This is a genomic window from Nonomuraea sp. NPDC003754 (assembly GCF_053605785.1).
In genome coordinates, this window is sequence record NZ_JBSGJX010000004.1 from 105,108 (window position 1) to 125,625 (window position 20,518).

Annotated in this window: 28 protein-coding genes and 1 pseudogene; 17 read left to right on the forward strand and 12 right to left on the reverse strand. The window is 72.1% G+C overall.

The features are described 5' to 3' along the window. Nucleotides 1-12 precede the first annotated feature (12 nt). Both ACWEVS_RS06805 and ACWEVS_RS06810 read right to left on the reverse strand, forming a co-directional pair. The gene (locus tag ACWEVS_RS06805) at nt 13-627 is read right to left on the reverse strand and encodes a GntR family transcriptional regulator (protein ID WP_354907673.1); all 615 of its coding nucleotides are present in this window, start codon (nt 625-627) and stop codon (nt 13-15) included. After that, nucleotides 590-1,471, reverse strand: coding sequence for a DMT family transporter (locus tag ACWEVS_RS06810; protein WP_452550331.1), 882 nt, complete (start codon nt 1,469-1,471; stop codon nt 590-592). Before ACWEVS_RS06810 ends, ACWEVS_RS06805 begins: the two co-directional genes overlap by 38 nt. A 51-nt stretch (nt 1,472-1,522) precedes the next feature. On the opposite strand from ACWEVS_RS06810, the gene ACWEVS_RS06815 reads away from it, so the two are divergent. The 3 genes from ACWEVS_RS06815 (at nt 1,523) to ACWEVS_RS06825 (ending at nt 2,613) form a co-directional block, all read left to right on the forward strand. Next, entirely contained in the window at nt 1,523-1,900 is a 378-nt protein-coding gene (locus ACWEVS_RS06815; RefSeq protein ID WP_452416413.1) for a ribonuclease domain-containing protein, read from the forward strand. After that, a complete protein-coding gene (locus ACWEVS_RS06820) occupies nt 1,897-2,199 on the forward strand; it encodes a barstar family protein (RefSeq protein WP_452550333.1) in 303 nt (100 codons plus the stop codon). Before ACWEVS_RS06815 ends, ACWEVS_RS06820 begins: the two co-directional genes overlap by 4 nt. Before the next feature lie 87 nt (nt 2,200-2,286). Continuing rightward, on the forward strand, nt 2,287-2,613 hold the full coding sequence (locus ACWEVS_RS06825; protein ID WP_449915066.1) for a DUF742 domain-containing protein: 327 nt from the start codon (nt 2,287-2,289) through the stop codon (nt 2,611-2,613). Here the strand turns inward: ACWEVS_RS06825 and ACWEVS_RS06830 are convergent. From ACWEVS_RS06830 to ACWEVS_RS06840, 3 genes are all read right to left on the reverse strand, one after another. After that, nucleotides 2,600-2,992: a hypothetical protein gene (locus ACWEVS_RS06830; protein ID WP_449915069.1), complete on the reverse strand. Its 393-nt coding sequence runs from the start codon at nt 2,990-2,992 to the stop codon at nt 2,600-2,602. The two genes, ACWEVS_RS06825 and ACWEVS_RS06830, sit on opposite strands and share 14 nt — an antisense overlap. A gap of 105 nt (nt 2,993-3,097) precedes the next feature. Then, nucleotides 3,098-3,958, reverse strand: coding sequence for a hypothetical protein (locus tag ACWEVS_RS06835; protein ID WP_452416412.1), 861 nt, complete (start codon nt 3,956-3,958; stop codon nt 3,098-3,100). Between the two features lie 72 nt (nt 3,959-4,030). Then, nucleotides 4,031-4,786: a phosphotransferase family protein gene (locus tag ACWEVS_RS06840; RefSeq protein ID WP_452550335.1), complete on the reverse strand. Its 756-nt coding sequence runs from the start codon at nt 4,784-4,786 to the stop codon at nt 4,031-4,033. Nucleotides 4,787-4,924: 138 nt separating this feature from the next. Here ACWEVS_RS06840 and ACWEVS_RS06845 point away from each other — a divergent pair, with 138 nt between their 5' ends. From ACWEVS_RS06845 to ACWEVS_RS06855, 3 genes and pseudogenes are all read left to right on the forward strand, one after another. Continuing rightward, nucleotides 4,925-5,272, forward strand: a complete 348-nt coding sequence (locus ACWEVS_RS06845) for a PadR family transcriptional regulator (protein ID WP_452550336.1) — start codon at nt 4,925-4,927, stop codon at nt 5,270-5,272. Next, nucleotides 5,269-5,424: pseudogene (locus tag ACWEVS_RS06850) on the forward strand (hypothetical protein); the annotation flags it as partial. The gene ACWEVS_RS06845 and the pseudogene ACWEVS_RS06850, both read left to right, overlap by 4 nt. A 109-nt stretch (nt 5,425-5,533) precedes the next feature. After that, nucleotides 5,534-5,884, forward strand: coding sequence for a hypothetical protein (locus ACWEVS_RS06855; protein WP_452550338.1), 351 nt, complete (start codon nt 5,534-5,536; stop codon nt 5,882-5,884). Nucleotides 5,885-5,953: 69 nt separating this feature from the next. On the opposite strand, the gene ACWEVS_RS06860 is transcribed toward ACWEVS_RS06855, so the two are convergent. Next, the gene (locus tag ACWEVS_RS06860) at nt 5,954-6,286 is read right to left on the reverse strand and encodes an MmcQ/YjbR family DNA-binding protein (RefSeq protein ID WP_354907684.1); all 333 of its coding nucleotides are present in this window, start codon (nt 6,284-6,286) and stop codon (nt 5,954-5,956) included. A 122-nt stretch (nt 6,287-6,408) separates the two neighbouring features. After that, a complete protein-coding gene (gene lpdA / locus ACWEVS_RS06865) occupies nt 6,409-7,788 on the reverse strand; it encodes a dihydrolipoyl dehydrogenase (RefSeq protein ID WP_354907685.1) in 1,380 nt (459 codons plus the stop codon). A gap of 74 nt (nt 7,789-7,862) precedes the next feature. Between lpdA and ACWEVS_RS06870 the strand changes: the two genes are divergently transcribed. Genes ACWEVS_RS06870 through ACWEVS_RS06880 form a run of 3 tightly spaced genes read left to right on the forward strand, consistent with a single transcriptional unit; the run spans nt 7,863 to nt 9,212 of the window. After that, the gene (locus tag ACWEVS_RS06870) at nt 7,863-8,381 is read left to right on the forward strand and encodes a TetR/AcrR family transcriptional regulator (RefSeq protein ID WP_449915081.1); all 519 of its coding nucleotides are present in this window, start codon (nt 7,863-7,865) and stop codon (nt 8,379-8,381) included. 56 nt (nt 8,382-8,437) lie between these two features. Then, nucleotides 8,438-8,821, forward strand: a complete 384-nt coding sequence (locus tag ACWEVS_RS06875; protein ID WP_449915084.1) for a DUF4267 domain-containing protein — start codon at nt 8,438-8,440, stop codon at nt 8,819-8,821. Nucleotides 8,822-8,825: 4 nt separating this feature from the next. Further along, on the forward strand, nt 8,826-9,212 hold the full coding sequence (locus ACWEVS_RS06880; protein ID WP_449915087.1) for a hypothetical protein: 387 nt from the start codon (nt 8,826-8,828) through the stop codon (nt 9,210-9,212). Here the strand turns inward: ACWEVS_RS06880 and ACWEVS_RS06885 are convergent. Continuing rightward, entirely contained in the window at nt 9,171-9,605 is a 435-nt protein-coding gene (locus ACWEVS_RS06885) for an NUDIX domain-containing protein (RefSeq protein WP_452416400.1), read from the reverse strand. The genes ACWEVS_RS06880 and ACWEVS_RS06885 overlap by 42 nt on opposite strands. A gap of 21 nt (nt 9,606-9,626) precedes the next feature. Continuing rightward, the gene (locus tag ACWEVS_RS06890; protein WP_452550341.1) at nt 9,627-10,076 is read right to left on the reverse strand and encodes a hypothetical protein; all 450 of its coding nucleotides are present in this window, start codon (nt 10,074-10,076) and stop codon (nt 9,627-9,629) included. A gap of 159 nt (nt 10,077-10,235) precedes the next feature. Between ACWEVS_RS06890 and ACWEVS_RS06895 the strand changes: the two genes are divergently transcribed. From ACWEVS_RS06895 to ACWEVS_RS06915, 5 genes are read left to right on the forward strand one after another with little or no spacing between them, the layout of a single operon-like run. Beyond that, on the forward strand, nt 10,236-10,838 hold the full coding sequence (locus tag ACWEVS_RS06895; RefSeq protein WP_452550343.1) for a biotin transporter BioY: 603 nt from the start codon (nt 10,236-10,238) through the stop codon (nt 10,836-10,838). A gap of 7 nt (nt 10,839-10,845) precedes the next feature. Then, on the forward strand, nt 10,846-12,165 hold the full coding sequence (locus ACWEVS_RS06900) for a class I adenylate-forming enzyme family protein (protein WP_452550345.1): 1,320 nt from the start codon (nt 10,846-10,848) through the stop codon (nt 12,163-12,165). A 1-nt stretch (nt 12,166) separates the two neighbouring features. Further along, complete coding sequence (locus ACWEVS_RS06905; RefSeq protein WP_452416395.1) at nt 12,167-13,270, forward strand: thiolase family protein; 1,104 nt, start codon at nt 12,167-12,169, stop codon at nt 13,268-13,270. Beyond that, nucleotides 13,271-13,945, forward strand: a complete 675-nt coding sequence (locus ACWEVS_RS06910; protein WP_354907695.1) for an energy-coupling factor ABC transporter ATP-binding protein — start codon at nt 13,271-13,273, stop codon at nt 13,943-13,945. Further along, the gene (locus tag ACWEVS_RS06915) at nt 13,942-14,538 is read left to right on the forward strand and encodes an energy-coupling factor transporter transmembrane component T family protein (RefSeq protein WP_354907697.1); all 597 of its coding nucleotides are present in this window, start codon (nt 13,942-13,944) and stop codon (nt 14,536-14,538) included. Before ACWEVS_RS06910 ends, ACWEVS_RS06915 begins: the two co-directional genes overlap by 4 nt. A 36-nt stretch (nt 14,539-14,574) precedes the next feature. Here ACWEVS_RS06915 and ACWEVS_RS06920 read toward each other — a convergent pair whose 3' ends face one another. After that, complete coding sequence (locus tag ACWEVS_RS06920) at nt 14,575-15,054, reverse strand: pyridoxamine 5'-phosphate oxidase family protein (protein WP_452550347.1); 480 nt, start codon at nt 15,052-15,054, stop codon at nt 14,575-14,577. Beyond that, nucleotides 15,051-16,436: an MFS transporter gene (locus ACWEVS_RS06925; protein WP_452550349.1), complete on the reverse strand. Its 1,386-nt coding sequence runs from the start codon at nt 16,434-16,436 to the stop codon at nt 15,051-15,053. Before ACWEVS_RS06925 ends, ACWEVS_RS06920 begins: the two co-directional genes overlap by 4 nt. 120 nt (nt 16,437-16,556) lie before the next feature. On the opposite strand from ACWEVS_RS06925, the gene ACWEVS_RS06930 reads away from it, so the two are divergent. After that, entirely contained in the window at nt 16,557-16,961 is a 405-nt protein-coding gene (locus ACWEVS_RS06930) for a winged helix-turn-helix transcriptional regulator (protein ID WP_449915110.1), read from the forward strand. Nucleotides 16,962-16,998: 37 nt separating this feature from the next. Further along, nucleotides 16,999-17,373, forward strand: a complete 375-nt coding sequence (locus ACWEVS_RS06935) for a hypothetical protein (protein WP_449915112.1) — start codon at nt 16,999-17,001, stop codon at nt 17,371-17,373. A gap of 15 nt (nt 17,374-17,388) precedes the next feature. Here the strand turns inward: ACWEVS_RS06935 and ACWEVS_RS06940 are convergent, their stop codons facing one another. Continuing rightward, nucleotides 17,389-19,851 carry a family 78 glycoside hydrolase catalytic domain gene (locus tag ACWEVS_RS06940; protein ID WP_452550351.1) on the reverse strand — a complete coding sequence of 821 codons (2,463 nt, stop codon included), beginning with the start codon at nt 19,849-19,851 and terminating at the stop codon, nt 17,389-17,391. 49 nt (nt 19,852-19,900) lie between these two features. Here ACWEVS_RS06940 and ACWEVS_RS06945 point away from each other — a divergent pair, with 49 nt between their 5' ends. Further along, the gene (locus ACWEVS_RS06945) at nt 19,901-20,509 is read left to right on the forward strand and encodes a TetR/AcrR family transcriptional regulator (RefSeq protein ID WP_452550353.1); all 609 of its coding nucleotides are present in this window, start codon (nt 19,901-19,903) and stop codon (nt 20,507-20,509) included. The last annotated feature ends 9 nt before the right edge of the window (nt 20,510-20,518 follow it).

The following is a 20,518-nucleotide window of genomic DNA, read 5'->3' on the forward strand; positions in this document are numbered from 1 at the left end:
ACTTCTGCCCGGTTACCGCAAGGGATCGGAGCCCCAGGAATGACTGAGATGTTCCTTGACAGCCGCTTGTGCGTCGCCGTGAGCGATCGCGTCAAGAAGCGCGCGGTGTTCGGACACCAGCCGATCGCGGTCCTCGTACACCCGGCGCAGCCGGACGAGGCCCAGCCGGGTCTCGGCGGCCAGCACGCCGTACAGCCTGACCAGCCGCGGGCTGCCCACGGCGTCGACCAGCGCCTGGTGCAGCGCCATGTGCTCGGCCACCACGTCCGACCAGGGCGCCTCGTCCGGCAGCGCCGCCATCCGTTCCAGCGCCGCGTCGGCCTCGGCGACCCGGCGGCCCGCCAGCGAGCGGGCCATCAGGTCCTCCAGCGGCCTGCGCACGAACATCAGGTCGTCGAGATCCTCGATCGTCACCTCGGGGACGTAGGCGCTGCGGTTGCGCTCGCGCCTGAGCAGCCCCTCGTGCACGAGTACGGCCAGCGCCTCCCTGACCGTGGGGCGGGCGACGCCGTAGAGCGCGGCGAGCTCCTGCTCGGGCAGCGACGTGCCCGGATCGATCTCACCCGACAGCACCCGCTGCCGCAGCGCGTCAGCCAGCGCGCTGACCGTCGACACCGGTCTCAGCACTGATCGACTCCCTTTCTGGGATCGGCCCTCGCCCCCGGGCCCTTCCGGGGACGGCCACCGCCACGAGGCTAGCGCCCAGCAGCACCAGCCCGCCCCATGAGACCGGGCTCAGAGTCTCGTGCAGCACCACGACGCCGAGCAACGCCGCCACCGCCGGTTCGGCGAGGGCGAGGGTGGCCGCCGTGGCGACCGGGGTGGTGCGCAGGCCCCTGCCGTACAGGAAGTAGGCCAGGGCGGTGGTGCCGAGGCCGAGGTAGAGGGCGGCCGGCAGGCCGCGCGGCTCGGCGAGCCAGCCGGGGCCTGTCGCGATCAGGACCGGCAGCATGATGGCGGCGGCGCCGCCGAACATGACGCCCATCACGCCGTCGGACGGCGCGCCCGCGTTGATGGCGCGGGCCGCCGTGACCGCGTAGAAGGCGTAGATGAGGCCGCCGAGCAGGGCCAGGAGCACCCCTTCGAGGACCCGGTCGCCCGCCTGGGCCTCGCCGCCGGCGGTCAGCGCCGCGCAGCCCGCGATGGCCGCCGCGGTCGCCGCGGCCCAGCGCGGCGAGAACTGCCGGGAGAGCAGCCCGGTGAAGACCGGACCGCTGCCGATGGCGACGACGGTGCCGATGGCCACCCCGGTACGGCTGACCGCGGCGAAGAAGCACAGCTGGTAGGCGGCCACGGCGACCGCGCCCAGCAGCAGGGCGGGCGTGATCCGCACCCCTCTGGCCATGAAGGCGAGCGCGAGGCCGCCGATGACGAGGCGGGCGGCCGCGACGGAGACGGGGTCGGCGGTGATCAGCAAGCCTGCCGTGCCCGCCGTACCCCAGAGGACCGCGGCGGCGAGGACGTTCTTCATGGGCACATTGTCTGACAACTAGACAACGTTCGTCTACACATTTGCCCGGGTATGTCACGTGAGGTGAATCTCAGGGGCGTCGCGGCGATCCCGCTGGCCATCGGAACCTTCATCGGGAGCGCCGGAGCCGCCGCCCCACCCGACCTGCCGGTACGCGAGCTGTCCACGCTTCCGCCCGAGGCGGCGGCGACCTGGCACCTCATCCAGGACGGCGGGCCCTTCCCCTACCGGCGCGACGGCGTCGTCTTCCAGAACCGCGAACGCCTCCTGCCACAGCGCAAACGCGGGTACTACCACGAGTACACCGTGCCCACCCCAGGCGCACGCGACAGGGGCCCGCGACGGCTCGTGACCGGAGAGCGGACCGGGGAGCTCTACTACACCGGAGACCACTACCGGTCCTTCGTCGCGGTAGACGTGAAACGATGAGATTCGAGCACCACATCCACGGAGCCGCGCTCCACACGCCCGACGGCGTGATGACCGCGATCGCGGCCACGCTGAGGTTCCCCTGCTACTTCGGGCACAACCTCGACGCGCTCTACGACAGCCTCACCGACCTGTCGTGGCTGCCACCCGGCGAGCACCTGCTCGTCTGGTCGAACCCGGGCGCGTTGCGCGCGGTCGACCCCGACGCCTACGACGCCATCACCAGCGTGCTGGCCGACGCCGTCGCCGACGGCACCGGCGGTGCGGCCGCCCTCTCGGTCCTGCTGCGGCCCGACTAGCCTTCCTTGTCGCCGCAAGGGCCCCGCGGATACTGTCACCGACGGGGCCGCGGGTGCCAGTGCGTGGCCGCTTCCCGGAGGCGAGGAATGAGTGAAGACTGGTTAGTCCGGCCGTACATGATGACGCGCGGCCGCACCCGCCCGACCGGCGATGACTTCGACCTCATCGCCATCGTGGCCGCCACCGGCGTGCCGTCGCCCACCGCCGGGCTCACCCCCGAGTACCTCAAGGTGCTCGCCGCCTGCCGCCACCCCGTCTCCGTCGCCGAGGTCGCCTCCACCACCGGGCTGTCGATCGGCGTGGTCCGCGTGCTGCTGGGCGACCTGCGCGAACGCCAGCTGGTCACCGTACGGCACGCCGCCGAGGACGTGGGCGTGCTGCGCGAGGTGCTGCAGGGCCTCAGATCTCTGTGACCTCTTCCGCGATCTCCTCCACCAGCCGGTCGAGCAGCCACCTCGCGGGCGAGACGACCTCCCCCACGGCGTCCTCCAGGATCGACACCACCTCGTGGACGCTCCCGGAACTCCGGTCCACCGGCTCGATCAGCGCCCGCTCCTCCACCAGCGCCGCGCCGCTGACGCGGAAGGCCGTCCTGGTGTGGGTCAAGGACACCGAGAAGCGCACCAGCCGCCCGTCGGGTAGGGTGAACAGCACCCCGGTCGTCCACCCGTCCGGCTGGAAGTAGGTCAGCGGCTCGCGCCTGGCGTACGGATGGCGCAGCTCGTCGAACGCGGCCGCCGCCCGGCTCATGGCCGTCAGCAGGCCGGCCGCCGCCCGGCTCTCGCTGTCCACAGCCCGAGGGTAGAGGAGCGGATCAGTCGGTGACCAGCCGCGCGTGCCGTTCGAGGGCGCACCGAACCCCGTCGTGGACGAGCTCGGCCGTCCACGCGCGCAGGCTCACAGCGCGAACCTCTCCAGGTCGGCGGCCAGCAGGTCGGTGAGGAACCGCGCGTGCCTGTCGACGTGCCACTCGCCGTTGACGGCCGTCCAGACACCCCATTCCAGCATCATGTACAGCAGCGCCGTCGGCCACAGCGCGCGCTCCCGCTCGGTGAGCTCGACCCTGGCCAGGTAGGCGTCGCGGAAGGCCGCCCACTCCTCCCCCGTGAACAGCCGGGCGGGCTCGCCGTCCAGGTCGTTGTGGAACAGCAGCGCCGCCAGCGCCAGGTCGAGCAGCCGCGGCGCCCGCTCCCCGTTGTCCGGGTCGACCAGCACCGGGCCCGCACCGGTGTAGACGAGGTTGACCGCCTTGAAGTCCATGCTGACCTCGGCCACCGGCAGGCCCGCGTCGCGGATCGCCGGCAGCGTCGACGTCATGAAGTCGCGCAGGCCCTGCTCGAACCGGCCCGAGTACGGTGCGAGCCCGTCGATGTCCTCCTGGACCGAGGCGGCGTCGTGGTCGGGCCACGTGAAGTCCTTCAGCCCCTCCTCGGTGCCCGCCGCGTGCAGCCTGCCCAGCAGGTCGCCGGCCGCCACCAGGTCCGCCGGCGTCCCGGCGTAGCCGCGGCCCTCCACCCACGGATAGGCGACCCATGTCTCGCCGCCGATGTCGTACGGCCCCGCGACCGGCGTCACCACGGGCAGGCCCAGCTCCGCGAGCCCGCGCACCCACCGGCCCATCGCCTCGGCGTCATGGGTGCGCTTCACCGCCACGGGACGGCCGTCGACCTCGCCCCTGAAGACCGGCGCGTAAGGGTAGATCGACTCCTGGGGTGGGATGCCGAACCGTGCGAAGACCTCGTCGTGAGCAACCGTCACGACGCGAGGCTAGCGGCCCCGCCGCGGCGGGGGCATTCCGATTTCTCCCCTTCAGCCCGCGGCTTCTCCCCTTCAGCCCTCGGTGTCGAGGCGCGTCACGACCCCGGCCAGGCCGGACTCGACGCTGGACGGGTCATCGGTGTCGAGCCCGTGCAGGACCTCGTGCCAGGGGCCCAGGCGGTGCCAGACCAGGGCGCGGTCCCGCTCCTGCTCGCTCACGCCGTACTCGGCGGCCACGGCGTCGGCGAAGGGGCGCGACGTGCCGTACAGGATCCAGGACAGATCCAGCGCCCGGTCGCCCACATGGGCGTCGGAGAAGTCGATCACGCCGGTCAGCTCGCCGCCCTCGGACAGCAGGTGCTCGGGGCCGAGGTCCGCGTGGACGACCGTGTCGGCGGGCAATCCCGCGACCCTGTCGAGCAGCGCATGCGCGGGACGCGGGTCGGGCAGCAGCGGCACGACCACGTCACGCAGCCGTTCGACGAGGGCTTCGCGTTCCTTCACGGCGTCGTCGGGCAGGCCCCGCGCTACCGCCTCCCCGACGTCCGCCCGGTGGAGCGCCCCGAGGAAGGCGCCGACCTGGCGGCCGTGGGCGGCCGTCAGCTCCCGCACCGGGTCGCCCGGAACGGCCTCATGCCGGACGACCAGCGGGTCGTCGCCGGCCACGTGCGGCACGGGGACCCGCATCGGTAGCTGGGGCGCCAGCCATGGCATCACCGTGGTCTCCATCATCAGCAGCCCGGCCACCTCGGGCCGGCGCGGGCGCCGTTCGATCCATCGGCCGTCGACCAGCGTCGCCACGCTGTCCCACCCCTGAGTCACGTTCACGGGGGCGAAGTAAACCATGATCTCGCCGATCGCTCGCACGCCCGCCCCCTGCCCCGCCGACGCCGGCCGTCCCGCCGCGCCTGAGTCTGTCACGCCTACTACTAGGCGACGCCTACTAGTTGGTGTTACCGTCCTTTCATGGCGGACGTGACGTCCAGGCGGACGCAGTGGCTGCGCGGGGTGCTCGACCTCGCCGTGCTGGCCCTGCTCGCCGAGACCGGCGAGGACTACGGCTACGCCCTGCTCCAGCGCCTGGACCGGGCCGGGATGCCCGACATGAAGGCGGGCACGCTCTACCCGCTGCTCAACCGGTTGACCACCGACGGCCTGCTGCGGGCCGAGTGGCGGGCCGGAGAGGGCGGGCCGGGCCGGAAGTTCTTCAGGCTGACCGACGAAGGCCGGGCGGCGCTCGCGACGCAGGGGCCCGAATGGGCGGCATTCGCGAAGACCGCGATCACCGTGATCGAGCGAGGAGCGAAGGCATGACCGCTCTCGACAGGAAGTACCGCGAGGACCTGACGCTGGCGCTGCGCCTGCGCGACATCTCGGGGGCCCGGGTCGGCGAGGTGCTGGCGGAGGTCGAGGCGCACGTCGCGGAGACGGGCGAGGACCCCACGACGGCGTTCGGCACCCCGAAGGAGTACGCGGCGACGATCACCGCGCAGCTCGACACGCGGTCCGGCAAGCCCACGGCCCTCCAGAAGACGGTAGGGGGGGCTGGCCACGGGCGCTCTGGCCTACGTCGGCGTGACCCTGCTCCTGAGGTCACTGACGCCCGAAGGGCCCGCGGTGTCCTTCACCACGGCGAACGTCGTCGCGGCGATCGCCTTCCTCGCCTTGATGACGACCGGGTTCGTCCTGTCCTTCCAGGCGGCCACCACACTCGCCCAAGGCAAGGTGTACGGCATCCTGGGCGGCTGCACCCTGATCGCCTCGCTCGCGGCCTTCCCCCTGTCGGGGGCCCTGTTCGACGACGAGACCCCGCTCATCGAGATATCGCGCTGGGTGGCGGTGGGGCTTGGAGGGGTGGCGGTCGCGGCCTCCGTCCTGCTGTTGGCCGTCGCGATCAGGCACGGCCGCATCGTCGATCCCCGCTGACCACGCCACAGGGCCGGCCCGGCCTCCCGACCCGAGCCCGTCACGCGCGAGGCGCGCCCCATTGGGGCATCACACGGCGCTCAGCAGCCGTTTGGGCGCCGACAGGGACCACGCCTCGAGGACCATCTCGCTCAGCTCGTCGGCCTCGATGCCGTCGAGGTGCACCACGACCCAGCCGAACCTGCCCGCCGTGAACTGGGCCTCGAACACCTCGGGCCGTTCGGCGACCATCGCGAGCTGCTCCTCGATCGTGGCCTTGAGCCCGACCGTCTCGGTCTCCTCCCACAGGTAGCCGAACCCCTTGCCCGTCACCTTGAAACCGACGTAGCCGGCGCTCTCGTGCTGCGACACCTCCGGCAGCCGCATGACGATCCGCAGGAACTCCTCGACGCTCACTCCCATGACCACGATGTAACCAAACCGCACCGACAGTTCGGGCGGGTCCCCGGAAACCGGCGACGAACGGAAGAGGGCAGGCGGCCCGGCGAGCCCGGGCGGCCTGCCCTCTTCCGGGGCCGGAGTCGTCACATGTTGATCATGTGGCCGGCGAGACCGTGGATCGCTTCCTTGACCGCCTCACCGAGCGTCGGGTGGGCGTGGACGTTGCGGGCGACCTCGTGGACGGTCAGGTCCCACTGCTGGGCCAGGGTCAGCTCGGGCAGCAGCTCGGTGACCTCGGGGCCGATCAGGTGGGCGCCGAGCAGCTCGCCGTGCGTGGTGTCGGAGATGATCTTCACGAAGCCCTGGGCGTCGCCGAGGCCGTGGGCCTTGCCGTTCGCGGTGAAGGGGAACTTGACGACCTTCACGTCGTAGCCCAGGTCGCGCGCCTGCGCCTCGGTGAAGCCGAAGCTGGCGATCTGCGGCTGGCAGTACGTCGCGCGCGGGATCATCGCGAAGTCGACCTCCATGGTCTCCGCGCCGCCGATCGTCTCGGCGGCGATGATGGCCATGGCCTCGGCGGCGTGCGCCAGCATCAGCTTGGCGGTGACGTCGCCGATGGCGAAGATGTGCGGCACGTTGGTGCGGCCGCGGCCGTCGACGGCGATGGCGCCGCGGTCGGTCAGCTTGACGCCGGTCTTCTCCAGGCCGTAGCCCTCGACGCGCGGCTGGAAGCCGATCGCCTGCAGCACCTTGTCGGCCTCGAGGACCTGCTGCTGGCCGTCCTTGGTGACGGTCACCTTGACCGAGGCGCCGGTGTCCTCGATGGAGTCGACCCTGGTGGAGGTGAGGACGTCGATGCCGAGCTTGCGGTAGCGCTTGGCCAGCTCCTTCGACACCTCCTCGTCCTCCAGCGGGACCATGCGGTCGAGGAACTCGACGATCGTCACCTTGACGCCGTAGTTGTGCAGCACGTAGGCGAACTCGACGCCGATGGCGCCGGCGCCCGCGATGATGATGCTGCCGGGCAGTTCCTCGGTGAGGATCTGCTCCTCGTAGGTGACCACGCGCTCGGAGAGCGTGGTGCCGGGGATCAGCTTCGTCGTGGTGCCCGCGGCGATGATGCAGTGGTCGAAGGTGACGGTGTCACCGTTCACCTCGATGGTGTTGGCGTCGATGAAGGTGCCGCGCCCGTCGAACTCGGTGATCGCGTTCTTCTTCATCAGGAAGTGGACGCCCTTGACCCGGCCGTCGGCGACCTTGCGGCTGCGCTCGAAGGCGGCGCCGTAGTCGAAGGTCACCTCACCGTTGATGCCGAAGGTCTTGGCCTCCTTGGTGAAGATGTGCGCCAACTCCGCGTTGCGCAGCAGCGCCTTGGAGGGGATGCAGCCCACGTTCAGGCAGACGCCGCCCCAGTACTTCTCCTCGATGACGGCCGTTCGAAGGCCGAGCTGGGCGGCGCGGACCGCCGCCGTGTATCCCCCGGGCCCCGCGCCGAGGACGACAACGTCGAAGTGAGTGCTCATGCTCCGGACACTATTGGACGCCGGTCACTGCGCCGAACTTGACCCTGTTAGTGATTGGCCACTAACTTATGCGCATGGTCAGGATGAGCGCCGAGGAACGGCGAGAGAGCGTCATCCGCGCCGCGATCACGGAGTTCGCGCGCGGTGGCTACCACGGCACCTCCACCGAGGCGATCGCCCGCCGCGTGGGGGTCAGCCAGCCGTACCTCTTCCGGCTCTTCCCCGGCAAGCAGGCCATCTTCCTGGCCGCCGCCACCCGCTGCCTGGCGGAGACACGGAAGGCCCTGGAGGACGGCATGGACCCCGGCGACCCCCACATGTCGATGGCCGCCGCCTACAAGCGGCTCATCCAGGACCGCGACATGCTGCTCATGCAGATGCAGGTCTACGTGGCCGTCGCCGCCATGGAGGACGAGTTCGGCGCGGAGATCCGCAAGGTGTGGGAGGACTGGTGGGACGCCATCCACCTGCTGCTCGGCGCCGACGCCCACGAGACCACGTTCTTCATGTCGTACGGCATGCTGATCAACACGCTCGTGTCGCTCGGCTTCCCTCCCGACCACCGCGTCTGGTCGAACTTCGCCGCCCCCTGACGGCGTTTTTCGTGCCCGCGAAACTTAGTAAGGAATAACTAATAAAGGAGCCCCCCATGTCTCGTGTCGCCCTCGCCCTCGCCGTCATCGGTGGCCTGTTCATCTCCTACGTCGGCCTCAACTACCTCATCGACCCGCAGGCGGTCGCGGCGGGCTTCGGCTTCCGCACGGTCCCGTCCGACAGCTCGTTCCTGCTGGTGAAGGGCGTGCGCGACGTGGCCACCGGGCTCATCATCTTCACCCTGCTGATCGTCGGCCAGCGCCGCGCCCTGGGCTGGACGATGCTCGCGATCGCCGCCATCCCGCTCGGCGACGCCGTCGTGGTCCTCAGCCAGCACGGCGTGCCCGCCCTGGCGTACTTCATGCACGGCGGCACCGCCGCGCTCGTCGCCCTCACCGGCGTCCTCCTCCTGCGCAGCACCCGTTCCGTGGTTGGCTAGCGAGATGAGCGACCAGTTAGCCTCCGGGACGCCCGCCCTCGTGACCGTGGCACGGGTGATCCTGATCGTCCAAACCGCCTTCGGCTACCTCGGCCTGCTGGTCGTGGCGGGGCTTCTCGGCCGGTCCCCCTTCGATCTGACCGTCTTCCTGCCGGCGATCGTCATCCCCGTCGCACTGCTCCTGATCATGGTCAGGTGGCGGTCCCGGCGCCGTTGGGTGTGGATCACCGCGCTGGTCGTCGAGGCGCTGACGGCCGTCGTGCAGACCGTCCCCCTTCTGGTCTACGGCCTGCTGCGGCCCACCGACCTGCTCAACGTCCACCTGATCGGCGCCGTCGCCGTGATCGCGCTACTCAGCCTGAGCGACGTCAGGGGCTGGTTCGACCGCTGACCTGATCAGGGGGGCGTAGCCGTCCTCGAGGTCGTCGGGCAGGTCGGCGGCGGGGAAGAACCTGAGGTCGCTGTGCTCGTCGCTCGGCGTCAGCGCGGACGGCGGGCAGCCCCGAACGGTGGCCAGGAGGGCGACGATCACCACCTTGCCGGCCTTCCCGATGGTCAGGATTTCGGCGCCGACCACGGGCCCGACCGTCACCTCGAGGCCGCTCTCCTCGCGCACCTCCCTCGCGACGACCTCGGCCAGCGTGGTGTCCTCCTTCGCGGGCCAGCCGCCGGGCAGTTCCCACCTGCCGCGGGGGTTCCTGCACAGCAGCACCCGGTCGCCGTGCAGCACGACACCCTTGATCGAGGCGTGCATGAAGTACCAGCCGGTCTCAGCGTCGATCACGGTGGGATCGTCGCACCGTCCTCACGCCGGGGGAAGAGGAGGGGTGCGGCCCTCCCGCAGGGACGCCTCGCGCGAGGAGGCATCGCGCGAGGACGCCTCCCGCGAGACCTCGGAGGAGGAGGCGTCGCCTGGGGAGACGTCGCGGGCCGAGGCGAGCACGCGTCCGATGACGATGCCGAGGGCCACGGCCCCGGCGGCGAAGAGCAGGGGCCGCCTCCTGGCCAGGTCCTTGACGTCCTCGACGATCCCGGCGAATCCCCGCTGGTCCAGGTAGTCGGCCGCGCGCAGCCCCACGCCCGCGATCTCCTGCATCGCCGCGTCCACGGGCGAGCCCGGCTCGCCGGTGTCGGCCGCGGACGCCAGCTCGTCGGACCACTGCCGGATGTTCCGCGCGGCCCGGTGCGCCTGGGAGTCCGCCTCCTTGCCGAAGCGTGTCCTGAGGTACTCGACGACCCCGTTCGTGTCAGACATTTCGGCACCTCCACCCGGAGCGCTACCCGCCTCGGGCGGATCCACGCATGTCAGAGGGCCGGGTACCGTTGTCACGTCCCAGCCGCTCAGACGACCAGCCGGAATGTTGTGGGAAGTCTCCATGCTCGATCCCGCACATCCTGGTGTGTGATCAGACGCATGATGAATGATTCCCCCAGCCGTCGCAGGTTCCCTACCGGGGACATCGCCAGGATCAGCGTGTTCGCCGCGCTGATCGCCGTCCTCGGCCTGCCGGGGGCGCTCAACCTCTTCGGCAACGCCGTCCCCATCACCCTGCAGACGTTCGGCGTGATGCTGGCCGGCGCGATCCTCGGCTCGTGGCGCGGCGCGCTCGCGGTGACCGTCCTGGTCGTGCTGGTGGCCGCGGGCCTGCCGCTGCTCGCGGGCGGGCGCGGCGGTCTCGGCGTGTTCACCGGGCCCTCGGTGGGCTTCCTGCTCGGCTGGATCCCCGGTGCGGCCCTCACCGGCTGGATCGTCGAGCGCGGCGGCAAGAACCCCGGCACCTTCCGCCTGCTCGTCGCCTGCCTCGCGGGCGGCGTCGGCGTGATCTACCTGTTCGGCGTCCCCGTCCAGGCGGCCATCACGGGGCTGCCGCTCGGCGCCGCGGCCCTGGGAAGCCTGGCCTTCGTCCCCGGCGACGTGGCCAAGGCGGTGCTCGCGACGCTCGTGGCGCGGGGCACGCAGCGGGCCTATCCCGACGCCGTCCCCGCCGTCCACCGCGAGCGGGTCAAGGCCGGTTGATCAGCGCATGCCCGTCGCCGCACAGGTCCAGCGCCACGCCGTCGAGCGTCCTCACCAGCCGGCGCTGTACGGTCCCCGAGGCTCCCTGACCTACGCCCAGCTGTGGCAGGAGGTGATCTCCAGGCCCCTTGACGGCAAGGGGCTGGTGGCGATCACCCTGTCCGACCCGATCGACCAGCTCGTCGCCGTGCTGGCCGCCGACCTGGCGGGCGCCACGCCGCTGCTGTGCGACGAGGAGCAGCGCGCGCGGGTGGCCGATACGGTCCCCGTCGACCTGCACGTCGACGCGCCCCTCCCGGTCACCGCGAGTGTGCGGGTCCCGGCCGCGCCGGCCGCCGACGACCTGGCGTGGGCGTGCCTGACCTCCGGCAGCACCGGCAGGCCGCGCGCCGTGGTCCGCACCCGCGCGTCCTGGGCCGGCTCCATCCCGCACCTCGGCGCGCTGGCCGGCATCGGCCCCGACGACGTCGTGCTGGTGCCGGGACCGCTGGTCTCCTCCCTGTACGGCTTCGCGGCCGTCCACGCCCTGGCGAGCGGCGCGACGGTGATCGTCCCCGGACGCTGGTCGCCCGGCTCGCTGACCGTCCAGCTCAGGAAGGCCACCGTCGTCCACGTGGTGCCGCACCGCCTGCCGGCCGTCCTCGACGTGCTGGAGGAGGTCGGCGGCCCGCTGCGCACCGCGGTGGTCGGCGGCGCCGCGCTGTCCCCGCAGGCGTGGGAGGTCGCCTCCCGGGCCGGGGTGGGGGTCGTGTCGTACTACGGCTCGAGCGAAACGTCGTTCATCGCCGTCGACGTCGACGGAACGGGCCTGCGCCCCTTCCCCGAGGTCGAGATCCAGGTGCGCGCCGGCGAGGTGTGGGCGCGCTCGCCGTGGCTGTCGCAGGGCTACCTCGCCGGGGCGCGAGGACCGCTGAAGACCGACAGGGAGGGCTGGATGAGCGTCGGCGACCTCGCCGAGCCGTACCGGCGGGGAGAACCGCTGCGGCTGCGCGGGCGCGGCGACGGCGCGATCCAGACCGGCGGCGCGACCGTGGTGCCGGAGGACGTCGAAGCCGTGCTGCGCGGCGTGCCGGGCGTCACCGACCTGGTCGTCGTCGGCTCGCCGCACCCCCGGCTCGGCTCGGTCGTGACCGCGGTGCTGGAGGGCTCGCCGCCCTCGCGGGCGGCGCTCGACGCGATCGCGCGCGGCGGCCTCGACGCCGCCCAGCGGCCGAGGCGCTGGTACGCCATGGGCGACCTGCCGCGCACCCCCACGGGCAAGCCGGCCCGAGGCGTGGTCGCCGCCCGGCTGGCCGGTGGCGATCCCGAGCTGAGGCGGCTCGTCTGACATGAGCGAGCAGCCTGTCGTCGTGGCCGCGCGCCGTACCCCCATCGGGACGGCGGGCCACGCCTACAAGTCGCTGCCGGCCGACCGGCTGGCCGCGCCCGTGATCGCGGCGGTCGCCGGGGAGGTCCCGCACCTCGCGGTCGACGACGTCGTGCTCGGCAACTGCATGGGCCCCGGCGGCAACCTGGCCCGCGTCTCGGTGCTCGCCGCCGGCCTGGGACACGACGTGCCCGGCCTCACCGTGGACCGCCAGTGCGGCAGCGGCCTGGCCGCGATCCTGCTGGCGGGCCAGGCGGTCCGCGCGGGAGACGCCGGCCTGGTCATCGCCGGCGGCGTGGAGAGCGCGTCGACGGCGCCGCTGCGGACCATGCGCGGGGCCGCCGAGCCGTACCGGAGGGCGCCCTTCGCGCCCTCAGGCCATCCCGATCCCGACATGGGACCCGCCGCGGAGGCCCTAGCCGCCGCGCGCGGCATCTCCCGGGAGCGCCAGGACGACTACGCCTTCCGCAGCCACGCCAGAGCGGTCGCCGCCCGCTTCGACGACGAGCTGGTGGAGATCGACGGCAGGCGCGCCGACCAGCGGCCCCGCGTGCTGCGCAGGGAGACCCTGGCGCGGCTGCCCGCCGCCTTCGTGCCCGGCGGCACGGTCAGCGCGGGCAACTCCTCGCCGATCAGCGACGGCGCGGCGGCGGTCGCCGTCGTGCCCGAGCGGCTGCGCGCGGGGCTGCCGGGTCTGCGGCTGGTGGCCGGCGCGGTCACCGGATGCGATCCCGCGCTGCCCGGCTGGGGTCCCGTGCCGGCCGTCCGGCGGGTGCTGGGCCGTACCGGCGTGAGCATGGCGGACGTCGCGGCGGTGGAGATCGTGGAGGCGTTCGCCGCGCAGGTGCTCGCGGTGACGGACGCGCTGGAGGCCGACCTGGATCGCGTCTGCGCCGACGGCGGCGCGCTCGCCCTCGGACATCCGTGGGGCGCGACCGGCGCGGTGGTGGTGACCAGGCTGTTCAGCAGGCTCGTGCGTTCCGGCGCGCCCTCGGGGACGCTGGGGCTGGCGACCGCCGCGGTCGGCGGCGGCATGGGCGTGGCGGCCCTGTTCGAGGTGGTGTGAATGATCGAGTTCAGCGGCGTCAACGTCACGCTCGGCGAGCGTGAGGTGCTGTCCGACCTGACGCTGTCCCTGCCGGAGCGCAGGATCGGCGTCGTGGGCGCGAACGGTTCCGGCAAGAGCACGCTCGCCCGCCTGATCAACGGGCTGGCCCTGCCCACCTCCGGTGACGTCACCGTCCTCGGCCTCGACACGCGCCGCCACGCCGCCCGCATCAGGCGGGACGTGGGGTTCCTGTTCACCGACCCCGACGCGCAGATCGTGATGCCGACCGTCGCCGAGGACGTCGCGTTCTCGCTGCGGCGCAAGGGCCTGTCCCGCGACGAGGTGGCCGAGCGGGTGCGCGCCGTCCTGTCCAGGTACGGCCTGGCCGACCACGCCGACCATCCCGCCCACCAGCTGTCGGGCGGGCAGAAGCAGCTGCTGGCCCTGTGCTCGGTGCTGGTGCTCGACCCGCAGATCCTGATCATGGACGAGCCGACCACGCTGCTGGACCTACGTCACTCCCGCCAGGTCGCCGACCTGATGGGCCGGCTGCCCCAGCAGGTGGTCGTCGTCACCCACGATCTCGGCCTGCTCGACTCCTTCGACCGCGTCCTCGTGCTCGACCAGGGCCGGGTGGTGGCCGACTCCACGCCGAAGGCGGCGATCGACCACTACCGGGACCTCATGTCATGACCGGGATCTACCTGCCCGGCGACTCGTTCCTGCACCGGCTGCCCGCGGGGGCGAAGCTGCTGGGTCTCGCGCTGCTGTGCACGACGCTGCTGCTGCTCGGCTCGCCGCTGTGGCTCGGCGGCTTCACGGTGCTGGTCGTGCTGCTCTACGCGGTCTCGGGCGTGGGGCCGGCCGCGGCGTGGGCGCAGGTCAGGCCGCTGCGCTGGTTCGCCGTGGTGCTCTTCGTCATGCAGTTCGCGCTGGTGGACCTCTACGGCGCGGTCTCGTCCACGCTGCGGATCGTGCTCGCGGTGGCGCTGGCCGGACTGGTCACGCTCACCACCAGGTTCGCCGACATGACCGCCTGCTTCGAGCGCTGCTTCGCGCCGCTGCGCGCGTTCGGGATCGACCCGTTCCGCGTGTCGCTGCTGCTGTCGCTGACCGTCCGCAGCGTGCCGGTCATCTCGGCGCTCGCGACCAGGGTGCGGGACGCGCAGCGGGCGCGCGGCGTCTCGTGGAGCGTGCGGGCGTTCGCGGTGCCGCTGGTGGTCAGCGCCCTCCGCCACGCGGACGCCTTGGGCGAGGCCCTGAGCGCCCGCGGCCTGGACGACTAGCGCGCCGCTTCTGAGGCGGGTTCGCCCCCGCGCGGCTCAGGTGAGCGCGGGTGCCTTCCGCCAGATCCTGCTCCGCAGGTCCATGCCGCGGATGACCTGGATCCGGTACGGCTCCAGCCGCAGGACGTGCAGCTTCGGGTCGGCCGGCGAGGTCCAGAAGTTCCCGACGTCGTAGCCCGCTCCCCGCGGGCTGGTCCGGCGATACAGCTCCCAGACATGACGTCTGGTCTCGCCGTCGTCGACCCAGGCCGCGACGGCGTCGATGGCGACCGAGTTGTTGCCGCGCGACCAGTAGGAGAAGCTCGTGTGGGGGTTGCCTGCCAGGTGGGCGGCCTTCACGGGGGTCCGGTAGGTGGCCAGCCAGCCGACGGGCTGGCCGTCGACGTTCTCCCAGACGGGGATGAGCACGCGGGTGCGTGGCCGGTTGGCGGCGTCGACCGTGACCATGGTGGAGTACACGATCGAGCCGACGTAGGCGTTGAACTCCTGCTCGATGTCGCTGAAGGCGATGGTCATCGGGCGCTTCCCTTCTTGAGTCCGAAGGCGCTGACCGCGGCGGCCAGGCCGGCCGCGACGAGCGGCACGACGAGGGCGGACCGGTAGGAGTCCGCGAGGTTCTGCGAGGTGACGATGACGGCGGTGGTGGCGGCCAGACCGAGCGCGGCGCCGAACTGGAAGGAGGTGTAGAGCAGCCCGCCCGCCAGGCCCTGCTCGCTCTCGTCGACGCCGTCGGTGGCGACGATCGTCAGCGGGCCGTAGGCGAGCGCGAACGCCACACCGAGGATGATCATCGTGGGGAACATGGCGGCGTAGGTCCAGTCCATGCCGACCGGCAGGAACAGCGCGTACGACAGCGCCGCGAGGAGCAGGCCGTACAGGATGACCTTGGCGTTGCCGAAGCGGTCGACCAGCCTGGGCGTCAACGTCGGCGCGAGGATGGCGTCGGCGCCGATCGCCAGCATGGCCAGGCTCGTCTCGAGCGACGACCAGCCGCGCAGCTCCTGGAGGTAGAGCACGACGACGAACTGGAAGCCGAAGAACGAGGCTGAGAACAGCAGTCCCGCGAGGTTGGCGCGCACCAGCGGTCCGGAGCGGAAGATGCCGAGCCGTACCAGAGGGGCGGGCGAGCGGCGCTCGACCACGACGAAGAGCGCGAACAGCGCCAGCCCTGCGGCGATCGTGGCCGCCGTGACGCCGGGGCCCACGTGGGTGGCGCGCTCGATGCCGACGACCAGCAGCATGATGGCGCCGGTGACCATGACCGCGCCCGCCAGGTCGACGCGCTGCCCCTTCCGCCGCCGCTGGTCGGCCTTCGGGATCAGCGGCACCGCCGCCACCAGGATGATCAGGGCGAGTACGGCGGGCGCGAACAGCACCCAGCGCCACTCGGCCTCGGCGAGCAGGCCGCCGAGCACCAGGCCGAGCGAGAAACCGCCGGCCGCGGTGCCCGAGTAGACCAGCAGCGCCTGGTTGCGCTGCCTGCCCTCCTCGAAGCTGGTCGTGATGATCGACAGGCCGGCGGGTGTCATGACCGCCGCGGCGACTCCCGCCACGAACCTCGCCGCGATCAGCATCCAGCCCTCGCTCGCCATCCCGCCGAGCGCGGAGACCACGAGGAAGACCGCGAGCCACGACAGGAACATCGCGCGCCGGCCGAACAGGTCGGCGGCCCGCCCGCCGAGCAGCATGAAACCGCCGTAGCCGAGCACGTAGGCGCTCATCACCCACTGCAGCTCGCCGGTGGACAGGCCGAGATCGGTCCTGATCGCGGGGAGGGCCACGTTGAGCATGGCGACGTTGATGCCCTCGAGGAAGATCGCGCCGCACAGGACGAGGAGCATTCCCCAGGCACGCGGTGTCATCCGGTCGAGCGGCGGTGATGAGACGGTGGCAGACACAGTGATCCCTCGGTATCGAAAGGTATGTCGGTTCTTTCTTGTAACCGAGAGCATCCTGCGTCACCATGAGGAACTGTGGAAGACGGCACTTCAAAGGCACCGAGTTACTCCTGCGAAACCATGGATGACGAGGTGATCCAGTGGGACACGCGGGCCGACTGCGAGGTCCGCCAGATCCTCGACCGGATCGCCGACAAGTGGTCGCTGCTGGTGATCGCGCTCCTGGAGCGCCGCACCATGCGCTTCACCGAGCTGCGCCGCCAGATCGACGGCGTGAGCCAGCGCATGCTGACGGTGACGCTGCGGCAGCTGGAGCGCGACGGCCTGGTCCAGCGGACCGTCCACCCCGTGGTGCCGCCGCGCGTCGACTACACGCTCACACCGCTCGGCGCCACGCTGCACGAGGCGATCAAGACGCTGGTGGTCTGGACGGAGGAGCACCAGCAGCACGTCGCGGCCGCGCGCTCGGCCTACGACGCCCGGGTCGCGGCCGAGGAGCAGCAGCTCAGCACCGGGATCGCGTAGATCGGATCTGTCGTAGCCGATCACTACCGTGGCCGCCATGACCCACGAGAGCGTGATCGCGATCTGGCGGCGGCTGCTGCACCCCGCCACGTCGTGGGTGCTGTTCGCCAACGGCACCTGCGTGATCCTGACGGAACCGGCCGACGACCTCGCCGAACAGGCCAAGGAACTGCTGCGCGAGTACGGTCCCGTGCGGCCGGGGACGCCGGCGGGCGACTTCATCACCGTCGACCTGGACGACGCCCCCGGCTGGGCCGTGACGGGCCACCACCCCGACATCCTCACCTACGTCGCGGAGGACGAGCTCGAAGCCCGCGACGACCTCACCGTCGGCCTGTTCGGACGGGGCAAGCGTGGCCAGGACGGCCACGAGCTCGCGATCGCCCACATCGAGGACAGGCGCGCCTGCTGACCGGCAGGGCTCCGGTCACCAGTGGTGGTGTCCCGAGCCGACCTCGAAGGGCGCCCGGCCGGGCAGGCTGACCACCGCCGTCGTGTTCGGCGGCACCACGGCCGCCACGGCCAGCCGCCCGCCGTCCAGCGACCAGCGCGTCTCCGCCATGCCGTACGGCGTGCGCAGCTCCGCCTTCGCCCACGTCAGCCCGCCACCCGGCCGCGGCGCCACCAGCAGCCTGCGGTAGCCGGGCGCGGCGGGCGCCAGCCCCGCGACGGTCCTGTGCATCCAGTCGGCGACCGCGCCGAGCGCGTAGTGGTTGAAGGAGGTCATCTCTCCCGGGTTGACCGACCCGTCGGGCAGCATGCTGTCCCAGCGCTCCCAGACGGTGGTGGCCCCCATGGTCACCGGATACAGCCACGACGGGCACGCGCGCTGGGTCAGCAGCCGGTAGGCGGTCTCCAGGTGGCCCGTGTCGGCGAGCGCGTCGCACACCAGCGGCGTGCCGAGGAACCCGGTGGGGATCCGGTGGCCGTCCCGCTCGACGAGGGCGGCCAGCCGGGCGCCCGCCCGGACGCGCTGCGCCCCGGTGGGCAGCAGGCCGAAGCGGATGGCCAGCGCGTAACCGGTGGCCGAGTCGCCGAGGACCTGCCCGTCGGCGGTGACGAACTCCTCGGCGAAGGCGGCGCGCGCCGCGGCGGCGAGCGCGGTGTAGCGGTCGTGCTCGGCCTGGCGGTCGAGCACGTCGGCGGCCATGGCGACCAGGTCCGCCGAGCGGACGTGGTAGGCGGCGGCCACCAGCCGCTTCGGCGTCCTGCCCTCGCCGGGCCGGTCGGGGGGCGCCGACGGGTCCAGCCAGTCGCCGAACTGGCGGCCGGTGAGGTACTCCTCGCCGAGCGCCGCCACGTGGTCGACCCAGCGGCGCATGCTGTCGAACTGGTCCTGGAGGATGCCCGCGTCGCCGTACCTCTCGTACAGCGTCCAGGGCACGATGACCGCGGCGTCGCACCATCCGGCGGCCGCGAAGACCGCCTCGGGGCCGAGCGGGTTGGGCACGACGACCGGCAGCGAGCCGTCCTCGCCCTGCTCGGCGGCCAGGTCGGCGAGCCAGGAGGTGAGCGGTCCCGCGCAGTCGTAGAGGAAGGCCGCGGTGGGGGCGAAGACCTGCAGGTCGCCGGTCCAGCCGAGCCGCTCGTCGCGCTGCGGGCAGTCGGTGGGCAGGTCGAGGAAGTTGCCGCGCATGCTCCACACGACGTTCTCGTGCAGGCGGTTGAGCAGCGGGTCGGAGCACTCGAACCAGCCGGTGCGCGCCATGTCGGTGTGGCAGACGACCGCGTGCGCCCCGGTGACCGGGCCCTCGATCGCGGCGTAGCGGAAGCCGTGGAAGGTGAAGCGCGGCTCCCACGTCTCCTCCCCGCCGCCGCGCAGGGTGTAGGTGTCGACGGCGGCGGCGGTGCGCAGCGGGCGGGTGCACAGCTCGCCGTCCTCCAGCACCTCGGCGTGCCTGAGGACGACCTGCTCGCCCGCGCGCCCTTCGGCCGTGATCCTGAGGCGGCCGACGAGGTTCTGGCCGAAGTCCACGACGGCGCCGTCGCTCCGGCCGCTCAGCGTCTCGACGCGGCGGACGGCCGGCCCCGTGGGCGCGGTCAGCGTGGCGAGGTCACGCTCGACGGCCAGGGCGGGCGTCCAGTCCTCGGTGTCGTGGCCGGGCCGCGACCAGCCGCGGCGCTCCCGTCCCGCGTCGTAGCACTCGCCGTCGTAGATGCCGCTGGAGACGATCGGCCCGCTCGCGGCAAGCCAGTGGGTGCCGGTCACCACGCGCTCGACCTCGTCGCCGGAGTGGACGAGCTCGAGCTGGGCCAGCAGCGCCACGCCGTCGCCGTAGGGGACGCCGGCGTCGGCGAAGCCGATGCGGCCGCTGTACCAGCCCTCGCCGAGCATCGCGCCGATCGCGTTGCGGCCCGGTCTGACCAGGCCGGTGACGTCGAAGGTCTGGTAGCGCAGCCGGTGACCGTAGCTGGTCCAGCCGGGCGCGAGCACGTCGGCGCCGACCCGCTGCCCGTTGAGCTCCACCTCGTAGACGCCGAGCGCGGTGACGTAGAGGCGGGCGCGGGTGAGGCCGGGCCGCGCGTCGAACTCGGCGCGCAGCAGGTCGCGGCCCTCTCCCGGGCTGACGAAGCGGGCCGACCAGTCGTGGGCGGACAGCAGGCCCGCCTCCACGGGCACCGGAGCGCTCCACGCCGACCAGCCGCCCGCGCCGCGCACCCGTACCCGTACGGTCACCCGTTCCCTCGACGCCAGCGGCTCGAACGGCCAGGGCACCAGCACCGACGCGTCCGACTCGACCACCACCCGCCGGCCACGCGCCTCGACCTCGTAGGCGGTCTGCCGCCACGGCCCGTCGGCCTCGGTCGTCCACGACAGCCGGGGGTCGGCGACGCCGATGCCGAGGAACGGCTCGCTCAACTGCTCGACACGCACCCGGGAAATCCTCATCCAAGCTCCTTACTTACAACTAAGTAAGTAATAATCTAGAATGCCGGGCATGGCACAGAGAAGGGCATCGGGGCGACGCGAGGAAATCGCCGGAATCGCCGCGGAGATGTTCGCGAGAAGAGGCTTCAGAGGCACCGGCATGACCGAGATCGCGGCCCGCGTCGGTATCACCGAACCCGGCCTCCTCTACCACTTCCGCAACAAGGAAGGCCTGCTCAGAGCGGTCATCGAGTGGCGCGACTCGCGCAGCATGGACTACGCGCGCCAGGTGACCGCGCTCGGCGGCCTCGCCACCGTCCGCGAGATGCCCGCCTACGCCCACCGGAACAGCGCCGAACGCGGCCTGACCAAACTCTTCGCCGTGCTGCTCGCCGAGAACCTGGACGAGGGTGATCCCGCGCACGCGTTCTTCCGCGACCGCTACCGGGAAATGCGCGCGCTTCTCGCCGACGCGCTGGCGGTCGGCCAGGAGCGCGGCGAGATCAGGGCCGACGTCGTGCCCGCCCGCAAGGCGGCGGAGATCCTGGCCACCCTCGACGGTCTGGCCACCCAGTGGCTGCTCGACCCCGACGAGGTCGACCTCGTCGACGCCATCGAGTCCTACGCCAGGTCGCTGGAGCGCGACCTGGCGGCCGTGGGATCCGCCCTCGGCCAGTGAGAACGACGG